Raw genomic sequence first — 14990 nt, 5'->3', positions numbered from 1 at the left:
AACAGTCATGTATACGCATCTACTCGTACCCCTGGACGGTTCGGAGCTGTCCACCCGCCTGGTGACCCAGGCTGTCGAATTCGCCCGTGCGCTGAACGCGCGGATCACTTTCTTCACCGCCCGCGAGGACATGGGCGGCAGCGGTGACGGCGCGCTGCTGCGCACCCTGTCGCCGGAGGACTTTGCCGCCGCGGCGGCGGGCGAGGCCAACGCGATCCTCGCCAAGGCCCTGGTGGCGGCGCGGGCCGTCGGGCTGGACTGCGAGGCGCTGGCCCGCACCGGCGCACGGCCTTATGAACTGATCCTGTCCGTGGCCGCGGAGCGCGGCTGCGACCTGATCTTCATGGCCTCCCATGGTCATCGCGGCCTGCGTGGCCTGGTGCTCGGCTCCCAGACCCAGAAGGTGCTGGCCCACAGCAGCCTGCCGGTGCTGGTGGCCAGCGTCGAAAGCAATGCGGTCAACGACGCTGCCCGCGCGGCTATCGACATCATCAAGGACGAACACCGCGCCATCGCCGCCGTCGTCAATGGCCTGCGCCGCCAGGCCTGGCGGTTGAAAGGGGACGCCGCCGAAGCGCCGGACCTGGATTTCGTCGCGGGGCTGCTCCATTACATCCGCGCTTTTCCCGACGTGCTGCATCACCCCAAGGAGGAGCGTCACCTGTTCAGCCGGCTGGCCCGCCGTGACGACGAGCTGGATGCGCTGATCGCCACGCTGGAGCACGAGCACCGGGACGGCGGCGCCCAACTGGCGGCCATCGACGCGCTGCTGGTGGAGGTTCGCCAGGATGCGGCACGGGGAGGCGAGCTGGCTGCGGCGATCGAGCGCTTTGCCGACGCCCAGTGGCAGCACATCAGCACCGAAGAGAAGCTGATCCTGCCGGCCGCGCGCCGCCTCCTCGGCGACGAGGACTGGCGCGTCATCGAAGACGCCTTCCGCCAGAACGGCGACTGCCGCGTCGGCAGCGAGCAGGACCTCGCCTTCCGGCAGCTGTTCGTGCGCTTGATGAACGACGAGGCGGGTAGCACGACGGCCTGAAGAGCCATGAGGCAGCATTGCTGCTGAGTGAGTGCCGGTGACTCTGCGGGGGCTGCCTGTGCGTCGGCCCCCGCAGCTGTCATTCCCGGCCGCCGTCCCAAGGAAGGTATTCCATGAGCACTGAAATTCTCGTTTCCGGGATCGGCCTGATCCTGCTGCTTGCCGTTGGCGCACTGGTGTTCGTGCTTGCACGTCGTCCGCTGCGCCAGGTGCAGCGGCAACTGGACGACATCCGTGGCCTGCTCGACGACCCGAGCGCGTCGGCCAGCGCTGCCGACTCGGTGCACCGCCTCGAAGGGCTGCTGCAGCAGAAGGTCGCCGCCGCGCGCCGCATGGGCGAGCTGGCCCGCGACCTGATGGTGTCATCCGGCACGCTGGTGTCGTCCTTCACCGACGTGGTGCAGACCGCCGACCAGCAGTCGGAGCTGGCGATTGCCGCCTCGGCGGCGGTGGATGGCATGGCGGCCGGCATCGGCGCGGTGTCGACGGAGGCCGGGCAACTGCTCGGCATCGCCGCCGACGCCCATTCCCGGGCTTCGTCCGGCGGCGGCCGGGTGGCTGAGATGTCGGACAGCGTGCGCGAGCTGGCCGGCGTGGTTGGCGCGGTGGGGCAGGAGTTTGCCGGTGTGCACGCCCACATCGAGCAGATCGGCAAGATCGTGCAGATCATCCAGGGCATTGCCAGCCAGACCAATCTGCTGGCCCTCAATGCGGCCATCGAGGCGGCACGGGCCGGCGAGCAGGGGCGGGGCTTCGCGGTGGTGGCCGACGAGGTGCGCAAGCTCGCCGAGCGGACCAGCGAGGCGACGGTCAGCGTCGGCGAGATCATCGCCGCCATCGAGAGCGGCAGCGACGGGCTCAACGTGCTGCTCGGCCGCGTCAAGGCGCAGGCCGGTGCCAGCGCCGACAGCACCGGCGAGGCGGCCCAGACCCTGGCGGCGATCGCCGACGGGGCCAGCCAGACGATGGCGGCGGTGGAGAACATCGTCAGCCGTGCCAATGGCGAAGCCGCCTCGGGCGGCCGGCTGGTGGACGAGATGGGTGGCGTGGCCGGCCTGGCGCGTGCGCTCGACGAGCGGGTCAATGGCTGCGATGCCGGTTTGCGCCAGCTGATGACCGGGCTGGTGGAGCTCAACGGCCTCAGCGTGGCCATCGACGTGCGCCGCGACGCGCTGGTGGCGCTGCTCGACGCGATCGAGGAGACGCGCACCAACAGCATCCTGGTGGTCAATTCGCGCAACCGCGAGCAGGCGCTGCCGCACGTGGAGCGCATCGAGGCGCTGGATGGCGTCGTCGATGCGCAGCTCACGCAGATCGACCGGGCCATGCAGGATGCGGCCGGGCGGCAGGCGGTGCAGGGCTTCAAGAGCTGTCTGCAGGATTACCGTCGCGCCCGCAGCGGTATGCTGGAGCGGGCCCGGGCCGGTGACTTGGCGTGGATTCGCACCCAGGGCATCGAGCGCGTGCGCCCGGCCTACCGGGCGCTGAAGGAAGCCTACGGGGTGCTGGCCGCGGGCCGCCGCGCTGGCATCGCCTAGCCGGGGAAGGGGCGGAGTACAGTACACCCACGAACGGCACGTCCGATGCCGCGGAGAGGGGAATGACAAAAACCAGACTGATCGAGCAGTTCAACCTGCGCTCGCGCCTGCGCTTCAATCTCGAGCAAGGAGAAATCTGGCTCGACGAGAACCGTATGCTGCTGTTCCACGCCCGTGCGATGGGTGCGCTGCGCCGGGAGTTGTTCGACTCCCTCGGCGTCGAGCGGGCCCGCGGCCTGCTGATCCGCATGGGCTTCGCATCCGGCCAGCAGGACGCCGAACTGGCCAAGAAACTGTTCGGCAGCGGCGACCCCGATGACGTCTTCCGCATCGGGCCCGAACTGCACGCCTTCGAAGGGCTGGTGCGCGCCAACATCGTGCAGTCCGATCTCGACTGGGAGCGTGGCAGCTTCGCCGGCGAGGTGGACTGGGAGAACTCCTGGGAGGCCGACTCCCACCTGCAGCAGTTCGGCATCGGTGAGGATCCGGCCTGCTGGACGCTGGTCGGCTATGCGTCCGGCTACGTCACGCAGTTCTTCAACCGCCTGATCGTTTTCCGCGAAACCACCTGCACCGCCTGTGGCGACGCCCATTGCCACATCGTCGGCAAGCCGGCGGAAGAATGGGGCGATGACGGCTACCTGGACTACTTCAAGCCTGACAACCTGCAGGGTCAGCTGGAAGAGATGCGCGAGGAGATCAGCCGCCTGCGCAAGACGCTCTGTGCGTCCCGCCCGGCCGGCAACCTGATCGGCGCATCGCCGGGCTTCAAGGCGGCCTTCGACCTGGTCGGCAAGGCGGCGGCCAGCCCGATCACCGTGCTGCTGCTCGGCGAGACAGGCGTCGGCAAGGAGATGTTCGCGCGCTGGATCCACGACCACGGCAGCCGCTCCGACAAGCCCTTCGTGGCCGTCAATTGCGCGGCGATTCCCCACGACCTGCTGGAGTCCGAGCTGTTCGGCGTGCAGAAGGGTGCCTATACCGGCGCGCAGGCCTCGCGGCCGGGGCGCTTCGAGCGGGCCCACGGCGGCACGCTGTTCCTCGACGAGGTTGGTGACCTGCCGCTGGCTGCCCAGGTCAAGCTGCTGCGGGTGTTGCAGACCGGCGAGGTGGAGCGCCTCGGCGACGACCAGGTGCGCAAGGTGGACGTGCGCCTGGTGACGGCCACCAACGTGGATCTGCAGCAGGCGATTGCCGCCGGGCGTTTCCGCGCCGACCTGTATTACCGGTTGGCGACCTACCCGGTGCTGATCCCGCCGCTGCGCGAACGGCGCAGCGACATCCCGCTGCTGGCGGCGGCGCTGATCGAGAAGTACGAGGTGTCGTACCACAAGAAGCTGCAGGGCATCAGCGACCGGGCCATGCAGGCACTGATGGGCTACCAGTGGCCGGGCAATGTGCGCGAGCTGCAGAACCTCATCGAGCGCGGCGTGCTGCTGGCGCCCAGCGGCGGACTCATCGAGATCGAGCACCTGTTTGCCGGCGGCGCGCCGGTGACGGCGCCGGGGGCGGAGGTGGACCGGGCCGGCGTGGTCGGCAACGAACGGGACGACAGCCGCAACCGTCTGTACGAGGCGATCCTCAACGACGGCTTCGACCTGGAGCGGCACGAGGCCAGGTTGCTGGAGCTGGCGGTGCAGCGCGCCAACGGCAATCTCACCCACGCCGCACGCCTGCTCGGCATCACGCGGCGCCAACTGGCCTACCGGCTGCGCCAGGGAACGGTGGCGGCGGAAGGCTGATGCGCCCGGGGGCGCGTCAACCCGCGGCGGGCTGCGGGGCTGGTGTCGCTGTTTCAGCCTCGGCCGGGTCGTGGATCACCACCCGGTTACGGCCGCCACTCTTGGCCTTGTAGAGCGCCTGGTCGGCGGCGCGGAGCAGGCTGTCCTGGCTGATGCCGTGGGTCGGGAATAGCGCGACACCGATCGACAGGCTCAGCGTGTCCGGCAGATCGTCGCGGTGCTGGCCGAAGCTGGCGAAGCGCTGCCGCCAATGCTCGGCCCGCTCGTGGGCGGCCGATTGTGGCAGGCCGGGCAGCAGCATCACGAACTCCTCGCCACCGAAGCGGCAGGCCACATCCTGCTGGCGCGCCTCGCCGGCCAGCAACTGGCCGAGTTCCTGCAGCACCAGGTCGCCGACCTGGTGTCCATGTCCGTCATTCACCAGCTTGAAATGGTCCACGTCGATCAGCATCAGGCACAGGGGCTGGCCCTCGCGGGTGCAGCGGGCCAGCTCGCGCTCGAAGGTGTCGATCAGGTAGCGCCGGTTGAACAGGCCGGTGAGGGCGTCCCGGTTGGCCTGTTCGTGCAGGCTGCGCTGCAGCGTGAGGTTCTCGGCCAGTTGCTGCTGCAGCGTGTCGTTGGCCTGGCGCAGTTCCTGTTCCCGCTGCTTGAGGTGCTCGCGCACGGTCCGCAGCAGCAGCGCCCGGGTGTGGGCGATCCGGCCGATGCCGAGCAGATACCAGCTGAGGCCGAACACGCACAGGCCGGTGATCCACGGGTTGTCTTCGGGAATGAGCTGGAGACCGCCGATGCCGACGCCGAGCAGGGTGCCCAGGCCGAAGGCCCCGAGGGCCAGGAAGATGCCCCGGTAGCCCTGGCTGATGGCGTTGTTGATCGCGCTGCTGATTAGCACCGTGAAGGTGATCCACAGCGGGAAGCCGGTGGCCGAAGCCCAGATCGCCATCAGGAAACAGTCCAGGACCAGGTTCTGCAATTCCGCCCGCTGGGAGTTCTCCGCGCGGCAGGCGCGCCGGTAGATCAGGTGCGGATAGACCAGGAACTGCAGCGCCAGCAGCAGCCATACCCACGTTGCGTACCCCCTGCCGGCCAGGTGGAGGGAGAAGAACGCGAAGGCATTGACGAAGGAAACCGAGCGCATGACCCAGTGCGCCCGGACGATCCAGTGGGGGGAGCGAGGGGCGGTCGGGGTTGGTGGCATCGCGGGATTATCCTCGCTGCCATATGCCAATGTGCGTGTTCGCCATGCCAATTTGCATGCGGGTGTGACAAAGCACCGGAATGGACTGCAATGGGGGCTTGCTGTTTGTGCCGAAATTTTCATTTTTTCACTTGTTGCACCGCAGCTTGACGCTTTTGTCACGCAAGAAATCCCCATCGACAAAAGCGTCAGGCGCCCAAAAAGGGCAATTCCTCGCCTCTTGAGGCGAAGTCTTAATAATCAGTTATTTACGGGAATGGCACGGCGCCTGCATTAGATATATTAAGCGCGGCATAAATGAAGCTGATCAAGGCCGCCGATTGACGAAAACGTCGATACACATCTGGAGGCGCCATGACCCACACCGTAAGCATCGAAGACGCAGATGTCCGCTATGCCTGTGCACCGCAGGAATCCCTGCTTTCCGGCCTGCACCGGCTGGGCCTGCGCGGCATCCCGGTGGGGTGCCGTGGCGGTGGTTGTGGCGTCTGCAAGGTCGAGATCACTGAAGGCGAATACAGCACCCGTGCGATGAGCCGGGACCACGTCTCTGACGACGACCTGGCGCACCGCCGGCTGCTGGCCTGCCGGGTGTACCCCTCCAGCGATCTTTCCGTGAAGGTGATCGGCAAGCTGCAGAAGAAAGTCTGCACGCCCGCTGCCGATCGCCCGCTTCCCTGAACAAAACCGTTCGATACATCCATATAAAAGGAGACGAGATATGGCGCTTACCGGTGTTCTTCGTCCTGGCCATGCCCAGGTTCGCGTGCTGGATCTGGAAGAAAGCGTGCGCTTCTACCGTGAGGTGCTGGGTCTGGTGGAAACCGGCCGCGACGCCCAGGGGCGGGTCTATTTCAAGTGCTGGGACGAGCGCGATCACCACAGCTACGTGATCCGCGAGGCGGACCGGGCCGGCATCGATTTCTTCGGCTTCCGCGTGCTCGACAAGGCGACCCTCGACAGGCTCGACGCCGACCTGCGTGCCTACGGCCTCGCCACCGAGCGCATCCCGGCTGGCGAGATGCTGGAGACCGGCGAGCGGGTGCGCTTCACGCTGCCGTCTGGCCACGCGATCGAGTTGTATGCGGACAAGGCCAAGGTCGGCAACGGCATTCCGCTGATCAATCCGGGGCCGTGGAACAAGGCCCGCGACAACGGCATCGCGCCGGTGCGCTTCGACCACGCACTGCTCTACGGGCCGAACGTGGCTGAAGTGCAGAAGATCTTCACCGAGGTGCTCGGCTTCTACCTCGTCGAGCGGGTGCTGACGCCCGACGGCCAGGGCAACGCGGCGATCTGGCTGTCCTGCGGGCAGAAGGTGCATGACATTGCCTTCGCCGAGTACCCGGAGCCCGGCAAGCTGCACCACTGTTCCTTCCTGATGGAGAGTTGGGAGCAGGTGCTGCGCGCCGGCGACATCATGTCCATGAACGAGGTGGCGGTGGACATCGGCCCGACCCGCCACGGTGTGACCCGCGGCTGCACGATCTACGCCTGGGATCCGTCCGGCAACCGTTTCGAGACCTTCATGGGCGGCCACCTGCCGTACCCGGACTACGAAACGCTGACCTGGACCTTCGACAACTTCGGCCAGGGCCTCGATTACCCGCAGCGCAAGCTGCACGAGACCTTCCTGTCCGTCGTCAGCTGAGCGCCGGCCATGACGAGCAGCCCCCCGCCGCTGGACACCGCACGGCGCTTCGTGCGCCTCAGCGGCGAGCGTCCCAACGGTTTCGTCGAGTTCGAGTTCGCCATCGGCGAGCCGGAGATCTTCGTCGAGATGATCCTCGGCCGCGAGGCCTTCGCCGAATTCTGCACCGCCAACCGGGTGGAGATGCTGCCGCCGCGCGACCCCGACGCCCCGGCGGACGACTGGGACTGGCGCCTCGCCGACGCCACCCACACCCGCTTCAAATAATCCCGATACGAGGAGACACACAACATGCAGATCGACCTCCGCACGGTCGCCATCCAGCCCCAGCGCCAGGCCTTCGACCACCTGGTACGCCGCTTCGGTGACAAGCCGGCCTCCCGCTACCAGGAAGGCAGCTACGACATCCAGGCCGCCGAGAACCTGCACTACAAGCCCACCTGGGCGCCCGAGAACGAGCTGTACGACGCCAGCCTGACCCGCATCGTGATGCAGGACTGGTACGCGTTGAAGGACCCGCGCCAGTTCTACTACAGCACCTACACGCTGACCCGCGCCCGCCAGCAGGAGACGACCGAAGCCAACTTCGCCTTCGTCGAATCCCGCGGCCTCGCCGACATGCTGCCCGACGAGCTGCGCGCCATCGCCCTCAAGGTGCTGGTACCGCTGCGTCACGCCGCCTGGGGAGCCAACCAGCACAACACCTTCATCTGCGGCTACGGCTACGGCACCACCTTCACCCAGCCGTGCATGTACCACGCGATGGACAACCTGGGCATCGCCCAGTACCTGTCACGTCTGGGTTTGCTGCTCGGCGACACCGAGGCGCTGGAGGCCGGCAAGCAGGCCTGGCTGGACGAAGCCGCGTGGCAGCCGCTGCGCCGTTACGTGGAGGACTGCCTGGTGCTGCGCGACCCCTTCGAGCTGTTCGTCGCCCAGAACGTGGCCCTCGATGGCCTGCTGTATCCGCTGGTGTACGAGCGCATCGTCGATGAGCACCTGTCGGTGCGCGGCGCCTCGGCGGTGGCGATGCTGACCCAGTTCATGAGCGACTGGTTCGACGAGACCCGCAAGTGGGTCGATGCGGTGCTCAAGGTGGCGGCCGCCGAGTCGGAGCACAACCGTGACGTGCTGCAGGACTGGACCCGCCGCTGGAGCGCCCGCGCCGCGTCGGCGATGGTGCCCATCGTCGAGCTGGCCCTTGGCGCCGAAGCCGATGAGGCGGTCGGCCAGCAACTCGCCGCGCTGACCGCGCGCATCCAGAAAACCGGCATTCCGCTCTGAGAGGTCCCCATGTCCACCGTATTCATTGCCCTCCAGGCCAACGAGGAAACCCGCCCGATCATCGAGGCGATCGAGATCGACAACCCGCAGGCGGTCGTCAATCGCCAGCCGGCGATGGTCAAGATCGACGCCCAGGGCCAGCTAGTGATCCGCAAATCGACCATCGAGGAACAGCTCGGCCGCGACTTCGACCTGCAGGAGCTGCACATCAACCTGATCTCCCTCACCGGCAACGTGAGCGAGGACGACGAAACCCTGACCCTGAGCTGGAACAGCTGAGCGAGGAGACCGCCATGGACATGAAAGTAGCCAAGAAGAAACTCGGCCTGAAGGAAAAGTACCGCGCGCTGACCCGCGACCTGGGCTGGGACACCACCTATCAGACGAAGGACGCCGTCTTCCCCTACGTCGGTTACGAAGGCATCAAGATCCACGACTGGGACAAGTGGGAAGACCCCTTCCGCCTGACGATGGACGCCTACTGGAAATACCAGGCCGAGAAAGAGCGCAAGTTCTACGCGATCATCGACGCCCACGCCCAGAACAACGGCCACCTGAATCTGACCGACGCGCGCTACCTGTCGGCACTGAAGATCTTCCTGCAGGCCATCAGCCCCGGCGAATACGCCGCCCACAAGGGTTTCGCCCGCGTCGGTCGCGAGTTTCCCGGCGTCGGCACCCAGGTTGCTTGCCAGATGCAGGCCATCGACGAGATCCGCCACGCGCAGACGCAGATCCACGCGATGTCCAACTACAACCGGTACTACAACGGTTTCCATGCCTTCGCGGACACCCGCGACCGCATCTGGTACACCTCGGTGGCACGCTCCTTCTTCGACGACGCGATGTCGGCCGGGCCCTTCGAGTTCATGATCGCCATCGGTTTCAGCTTCGAATACGTGCTGACCAACCTGCTGTTCGTGCCCTTCATGTCGGGCGCGGCCTACAACGGCGACATGGCGACGGTGACCTTCGGCTTCTCGGCCCAGTCCGACGAAGCGCGCCACATGACGCTGGGCCTCGAGTGCATCAAGTTCATGCTCGAACAGGACCCGGACAACCTGCCCATCGTCCAGAACTGGATCGACAAGTGGTTCTGGCGCGGCTTCCGCGTGCTCGGGCTGGTCAGCACGATGATGGACTACATGCTACCCAAGCGCGTGATGTCCTGGCGCGAAGCCTGGGACATCTACGGCGTGGAGAACGGCGGCGCGCTGTTCAAGGACCTGGCCCGCTACGGCATCAAGCCGCCGAAGGGCTGGGACGACGCCGAGAAGGCCATCGACCACATGTCCCACCAGTTCATGCTGGGCCTCTACCAGTGGAGCTTCGGCACCGCCTTCCACAGCTGGATTCCGTCCGAGGACGACATGAACTGGCTGTCCGCCAAGTATCCGGACACCTTCGACAAGTACTACCGCCCGCGCTGGAAGCACATCAAGAAGCTGGCCGACGCCGGCACGCCGTTCAAGAACTACGGCCTCGCCAAGCTGTGCCAGTGCTGCCAGCTGCCGACCGTATTCACCGAGCCGGACGACCCGACCCTGACCTGCCACCGGGAGAGCGTCTACAACGGCCAGAAATACCACTTCTGCTCCGACGGCTGCCAGCACGTCTTCGACAACGAGCCGGAGAAATACGTGCAGGCCTGGCTGCCGATGCCGCAGCTGTTCCAGGCACCGATCAACGGCGACCTGGGCGCGTGGATGGAGTGGGTCAGCCTGCGCGACGGCAAGGACAACGGCGACTACGCCGGCTCCGAGGATCAGCAGAACTTCGAAGCCTGGCGCGGCCTGGCCACCACCAACCAATAAGACAGACCGCTCGGGGCGGCCGGCCCCGGCCCCCCGACGAGACGAGGAGACTCAAATGACCGTAGCTGCAATCCGTGAATACATCGGCGTGCCGCGTGACAGCGTGGAAAACTTCGGCGGCAAGCAGATCGTGTACGCCAGCTGGGACCGCCACCTGCTGTTTGCCGCGCCCTTCCTGCTGTGCCTGCCGCCCGAGACGCGCTTCCGCGATCTCGTCGAAGGCCCGCTGACGGCCCTGGTGCAGGCCGACCCGGATGCCGCCGCCCTCGACTGGACGAAGGTCGAATGGCTGAAGGACAACCGTCCGTGGACGCCGGATTTCGACGCCAGTCTGGCTGCCAACGGCATCGGCCACAAGGATCAGCTGCGCTTCCGCACGGCCGGCCTCAACAGCCTGTCGGCGGCGGCCTGAGGAGGGTGCTATGAGCTATGAGCTGACCATCGAACCCCTCGGTCAGACCATCGAGATCGAGGAGGGTCAGACCATCCTCGATGCCGCGCTGCGCGCCGGCATCTACCTGCCCCACGCCTGCTGCCACGGCCTGTGCGCCACCTGCAAGGTGCAGGTGAGCGACGGGGAGGTGGAGCACGGCGAAGCCTCCAGCTTCGCGCTGATGGACTTCGAGCGGGACGAGGGCAAGTGCCTGGCCTGCTGCGCCACGGCCCAGAGCGACCTGGTGATCGAAGCCGAGATCGAGGAGGACCCGGACGCCGAGAACCTGCCGGTGCGGGATTTCGACGGCACCGTGACGCGCATCGAATCCCTCACGCCGACCATCAAGGGCGTGTGGATCAAGCTCGACGAGCCGATGCGCTTCCAGGCTGGCCAATATGTGAACCTGGAGCTGCCCGGCGGTATCGGCAGCCGCGCCTTCTCCGTCGCCGGCGTGCCCTCCGAGGACGGCGAGGTGGAGCTCAACATCCGCATCGTGCCGGGCGGGCAGGGCACCACCTATGTTCACGAGAAGATGCAGGCCGGCGAGAAGGTGCGCATCAGCGGGCCTTACGGGCGCTTCTTCGTGAAGAAGTCGGCCCAGGTGCCGGTGCTCTTCATGGCTGGCGGTTCCGGCCTGTCGAGCCCGCGCTCGATGATCCTCGACCTGCTGGAAGAAGGCTTCGAGCTGCCGATCACACTGGTGTACGGCCAGCGCACGCGGGACGAGCTGTACTACCACGACGACTTCCTGGCGCTGGCCGAGCAGCACCCCAACTTCCGCTACGTGCCTGCCCTGTCGGGCGAGCCGGAAGGCTCCGGCTGGAGCGGCTTCCGCGGCTTCGTGCATGACGCCGCCAAGGCCGCCTTCGACAACGACTTCCGCGGCAACAAGGCCTACCTGTGCGGCCCGCCGCTGATGATCGAGGCCTGCATCACCACGCTGATGCAGGGGCGTTTGTTCGAGCGCGACATCTACACCGAGAAGTTCATCTCCGCGGCCGACGCCCAGCAGGTGCGCAGCCCGCTGTTCAAGGCGATCTGAGCGGATCGGCGCGCGAGGCGCCGATTTCGCACGCTGATTTTGATACCTAAAAGGTATTCGATACTCGGAACTAAAGTATTGGACGGTATAGGGGCCGATTCTTAGACTGGCTTCCATACCGGCCCAGCCCGGATGGCATCCAGACAACATACCGAGGTAAGCATGCGTCTCATCGAGAATTTCATCGGCGGCGAATACACCGCCGGCCTCAGCGGCAAGACCTTCGAGAAGCGCTCGCCGGTGGACAACCGGGTCATCGCGCGGATCAGCGAGGCCGGCCGCGGCGAGGTGGATGCGGCCGTGCAGGCCGCGCGGGCGGCCCTCCACGGGGAATGGGGCGGGCTGACGCTGGAGCAGCGTGTTGACCTGCTGTACGGCGTGGCCGACGAGATCACCCGCCGCTTCGAGGACTTCGTCGCCGCCGAGATGGCCGACACCGGCCAGCCGTCCCACGTCATGCGGCAGGTGTTCATTCCGCGCGGCGCGGCCAACTTCAAGGTCTTCGCCGACATGGTCAAGAACGTGCCGGCGGAGTCCTTCCAGATGTCCACGCTGGACGGCCGTGGCGCGCTGAACTACGCGATCCGCGTGCCGAAGGGCGTGATCGGCGTGATCAGCCCGTGGAACGCGCCCTTCCTGCTGATGACCTGGAAGGTCGGTCCGGCGCTGGCCTGCGGCAACACGGTGATCGTCAAGCCGTCCGAAGAGTCGCCGCACACCGCGGCGCTGCTCGGCGAGGTGATGAACGCGGTGGGCATCCCGAAGGGCGTCTACAACGTGATCCACGGTTTCGGGCCGGATTCCGCTGGTGAATTCCTGACCCAGCATCCGGGCGTCGACGCGATCACCTTTACCGGCGAGACGCGCACTGGCTCGGCGATCATGAAGGCCGCCTCGAACGGCATGCGCGACGTCTCCTTCGAACTCGGCGGCAAGAACGCCGGCATCGTCTTCGCCGACGCGGATTTCGACGCGGCGGTGGATGGCATCTTCCGCTCGGCCTTCCTCAACACCGGGCAGGTCTGCCTGGGCACCGAGCGGGTGTATGTGGAACGGCCGATCTTCGACAAGTTCGTCGCGGCGCTGAAGACCAAGGTCGAGGCGGTCAAGTTCGGCCGCCCGGAAAACCACGACGCCAACTACGGCCCGCTGATCAGCCAGGAGCACCGCCAGAAGGTCCTGTCCTACTACCGCAAGGCGGTGGAGGAGGGGGCCACCGTGGTGACCGGCGGCGGCGTGCCCGACGTGCCGGCCGAACTGGCCGAAGGCGCCTGGGTGCAGCCGACGATCTGGACCGGCCTGCCGGAAAGCGCGGCGGTCGTGCAGGAGGAGATCTTCGGCCCGTGCTGCCATATCCGCCCGTTCGACAGCGAGAACGAGGTCGTGCAGCTTGCCAATGACACCGACTACGGGCTGTCCACGACGATCTGGACCACCAACCTGGCCCGCGCCCACCGCGTGGCGGCGCGCGTCGAGGTGGGTATCACCTGGATCAACAGCTGGTTCCTGCGCGACCTGCGAACGCCCTTCGGCGGCTCCAAGCAGTCCGGCATCGGCCGCGAGGGCGGTGTGCATTCGCTGGAGTTCTACACCGAGACCAGAAACATCTGCGTGAAGCTCTGACGCACTCCCCACAGGACAGAGAGATGAACGAAGAACAGATCCAACACTACGGCGACGCGCTGTACGACGCGTGGCGCGAGCGCCGCACGATTGCGCCGCTGCTCGAACAAGAGCCGGACATCACCCTCGCCGACGCCTACCGCATCCAGCTGCGCTACATCGAGCGTCGCGTGGCGGGCGGCGAGACCATCGTCGGCAAGAAGATCGGTGTGACCAGCAAGCCGGTGCAGGACTTCCTCGGTGTGTTCCAGCCGGATTTCGGCCAGCTCACGTCGGGCATGGTCTACCAGGAAGGCGACGTGATTGACCTGGGTACGCTGATCCAGCCCAAGGCCGAGGCCGAGCTGGCCTTCGTGTTGAAGGAAGACCTGCGGGGGCCGGGTGTCACCGCGATGGACGTGATCCGCGCCACCGACTACGTGGTGCCGTGTTTCGAGATCGTCGATTCGCGCATCCGCGACTGGAAGATCAAGATCCAGGACACCGTGGCAGACAACGCCTCCTGCGGCGTGTACGTGCTCGGCAAGACCAAGGGCGACCCGCGCAAGCTCGACATCACGCTGGCCGGCATGGTGCTGGAGAAGAACGGCGAGCTGCACTCCACCGGCGTCGGCGCGGCGGTGCAGGGCTCGCCGGCCAACGCGGTGGCCTGGCTGGCCAACACCCTCGGCGAGCTGGGCATTCCCTTCAAGGCCGGCGAGGTGATCCTGTCCGGTTCCCAGTCGGCGCTGGTGCCGGTCGCCGATGGTGACGAGCTGGTGTGCACGGTCGGCGGCCTTGGCAGCTGCCGCGTCAAATTTTCCGGTAGGAGCGCCGCATGAGCATGGAAATCACCCTTAACCGCGAGGACATCGTCCGCCTGTGCGAGCGCGTCGAAGGTGCGCAGATCCGCGCCTACGCCATCCCCAAGCTGACCGACGAATATCCCGGCATGACCATCGGCGACGGTTACGCCGTGCAACTGGAGCTGCGCCGGCGCTTCCTCGCCCGTGGCCACAAGCAGGTCGGCTGGAAGGCCGGCCTCACCTCCAAGGCCAAGATGAAGCAGATGGGTGTCGATGTGCCGTCCATCGGCTTCCTCACCGACCGCATGGCGCGGCCGGAGAACGCCGCCATTTCCACCGCCGACCTGGTCCATCCGCGCGTCGAGTGCGAGGTCGCCTTCGTGATGAAGGACGAGCTGACGGGGCCGGGCTGCACCGCAGCCGCCGTGCTGGCGGCGACGGACTATGTGTTGCCGGCGGTCGAGATCATCGATTCGCGTTTCTCCGGCTTCAAGTTCGACCTGCCCAGCGTGGTGGCGGACAACGGCTCGTCGGCCCGCTTCGTCGGCGGCGGCCGCGCCCGCTATGCGAAGGACCTGGATCTGCGGACCCTCGGCGTGGTGCTCGAGAAGAACGGCGAGATCGTCGCCATGGGCGCCTCGGCGGCGGTGCTCGGCCATCCGGCCGAGGCCATCGCGATGCTGGTGAACATCCTCGCCGAGCTCGGCGAGAGCCTGCCCGCCGGCAGTTTCGTGATGAGCGGCGGCATCACCGAGGCCATCGCGGTCAAGCCGGGCGACAGCGTGATCGCCCGTTTCCAGGAACTGGGCAGCGTGTCGATGCGTTTCGTCGAATAAGC

16 protein-coding genes are annotated in these 14990 nt (G+C 66.6%); 15 read left to right on the top strand and 1 reads right to left on the bottom strand.

What is annotated here, in order from left to right:
- Positions 1 to 7: 7 nt before the first annotated feature.
- The 3 genes from AC3QL2_RS07365 to AC3QL2_RS07355 all read left to right on the top strand — a co-directional run bounded on the left by AC3QL2_RS07365 (position 8) and on the right by AC3QL2_RS07355 (position 4319).
- On the top strand, positions 8 to 1039 hold the full coding sequence (locus AC3QL2_RS07365; protein WP_493235286.1) for a universal stress protein: 1032 nt from the start codon (positions 8 to 10) through the stop codon (positions 1037 to 1039).
- Between the two features lie 113 nt (positions 1040 to 1152).
- On the top strand, positions 1153 to 2577 hold the full coding sequence (locus tag AC3QL2_RS07360; protein WP_493235285.1) for a methyl-accepting chemotaxis protein: 1425 nt from the start codon (positions 1153 to 1155) through the stop codon (positions 2575 to 2577).
- A 62-nt stretch (positions 2578 to 2639) separates the two neighbouring features.
- Positions 2640 to 4319 (top strand): sigma 54-interacting transcriptional regulator, encoded by a 1680-nt coding sequence (locus tag AC3QL2_RS07355; protein ID WP_493235284.1) that lies wholly within the window; start codon positions 2640 to 2642, stop codon positions 4317 to 4319.
- A 16-nt stretch (positions 4320 to 4335) separates the two neighbouring features.
- Here the strand turns inward: AC3QL2_RS07355 and AC3QL2_RS07350 are convergent, their stop codons facing one another.
- Positions 4336 to 5457 carry a sensor domain-containing diguanylate cyclase gene (locus tag AC3QL2_RS07350; RefSeq protein ID WP_493235283.1) on the bottom strand — a complete coding sequence of 374 codons (1122 nt, stop codon included), beginning with the start codon at positions 5455 to 5457 and terminating at the stop codon, positions 4336 to 4338.
- On the opposite strand from AC3QL2_RS07350, the gene AC3QL2_RS07345 reads away from it, so the two are divergent.
- From AC3QL2_RS07345 to dmpH, 12 genes are all read left to right on the top strand, one after another.
- Positions 5456 to 5794 (top strand): hypothetical protein, encoded by a 339-nt coding sequence (locus AC3QL2_RS07345; RefSeq protein WP_493235282.1) that lies wholly within the window; start codon positions 5456 to 5458, stop codon positions 5792 to 5794. The two genes, AC3QL2_RS07350 and AC3QL2_RS07345, sit on opposite strands and share 2 nt — an antisense overlap.
- A 77-nt stretch (positions 5795 to 5871) precedes the next feature.
- Positions 5872 to 6198, top strand: a complete 327-nt coding sequence (locus AC3QL2_RS07340; RefSeq protein ID WP_493235281.1) for a 2Fe-2S iron-sulfur cluster binding domain-containing protein — start codon at positions 5872 to 5874, stop codon at positions 6196 to 6198.
- Between the two features lie 40 nt (positions 6199 to 6238).
- Positions 6239 to 7168, top strand: coding sequence for a catechol 2,3-dioxygenase (locus AC3QL2_RS07335; RefSeq protein ID WP_493235280.1), 930 nt, complete (start codon positions 6239 to 6241; stop codon positions 7166 to 7168).
- Positions 7169 to 7177: 9 nt separating this feature from the next.
- Positions 7178 to 7435 carry a phenol hydroxylase subunit gene (locus AC3QL2_RS07330; protein ID WP_493235279.1) on the top strand — a complete coding sequence of 86 codons (258 nt, stop codon included), beginning with the start codon at positions 7178 to 7180 and terminating at the stop codon, positions 7433 to 7435.
- Positions 7436 to 7459: 24 nt separating this feature from the next.
- Positions 7460 to 8452 (top strand): aromatic/alkene monooxygenase hydroxylase subunit beta, encoded by a 993-nt coding sequence (locus AC3QL2_RS07325; protein ID WP_493235278.1) that lies wholly within the window; start codon positions 7460 to 7462, stop codon positions 8450 to 8452.
- Between the two features lie 9 nt (positions 8453 to 8461).
- On the top strand, positions 8462 to 8731 hold the full coding sequence (locus AC3QL2_RS07320; RefSeq protein WP_374482627.1) for an MmoB/DmpM family protein: 270 nt from the start codon (positions 8462 to 8464) through the stop codon (positions 8729 to 8731).
- Between the two features lie 14 nt (positions 8732 to 8745).
- Positions 8746 to 10266: an aromatic/alkene/methane monooxygenase hydroxylase/oxygenase subunit alpha gene (locus AC3QL2_RS07315; protein ID WP_493235277.1), complete on the top strand. Its 1521-nt coding sequence runs from the start codon at positions 8746 to 8748 to the stop codon at positions 10264 to 10266.
- A gap of 55 nt (positions 10267 to 10321) precedes the next feature.
- Positions 10322 to 10678: a phenol hydroxylase subunit P4 gene (locus tag AC3QL2_RS07310; RefSeq protein WP_493235276.1), complete on the top strand. Its 357-nt coding sequence runs from the start codon at positions 10322 to 10324 to the stop codon at positions 10676 to 10678.
- 10 nt (positions 10679 to 10688) lie between these two features.
- Positions 10689 to 11744, top strand: coding sequence for an NADH:ubiquinone reductase (Na(+)-transporting) subunit F (locus AC3QL2_RS07305; RefSeq protein ID WP_493235275.1), 1056 nt, complete (start codon positions 10689 to 10691; stop codon positions 11742 to 11744).
- A 162-nt stretch (positions 11745 to 11906) separates the two neighbouring features.
- Positions 11907 to 13367, top strand: a complete 1461-nt coding sequence (locus tag AC3QL2_RS07300) for a 2-hydroxymuconic semialdehyde dehydrogenase (protein WP_493235274.1) — start codon at positions 11907 to 11909, stop codon at positions 13365 to 13367.
- Positions 13368 to 13390: 23 nt separating this feature from the next.
- Positions 13391 to 14188 carry a 2-oxopent-4-enoate hydratase gene (gene dmpE / locus AC3QL2_RS07295; protein ID WP_493235273.1) on the top strand — a complete coding sequence of 266 codons (798 nt, stop codon included), beginning with the start codon at positions 13391 to 13393 and terminating at the stop codon, positions 14186 to 14188.
- Entirely contained in the window at positions 14185 to 14988 is an 804-nt protein-coding gene (dmpH, locus tag AC3QL2_RS07290; protein WP_493235272.1) for a 2-oxo-3-hexenedioate decarboxylase, read from the top strand. Before dmpE ends, dmpH begins: the two co-directional genes overlap by 4 nt.
- Positions 14989 to 14990: the final 2 nt, after the last annotated feature.

Source organism: Zoogloea sp. GW822-FHT05C07 (genome assembly GCF_058800215.1).
Note: the sequence above shows the minus strand (reverse complement) of the source record. Positions and strands in the feature narration are given on the sequence as shown.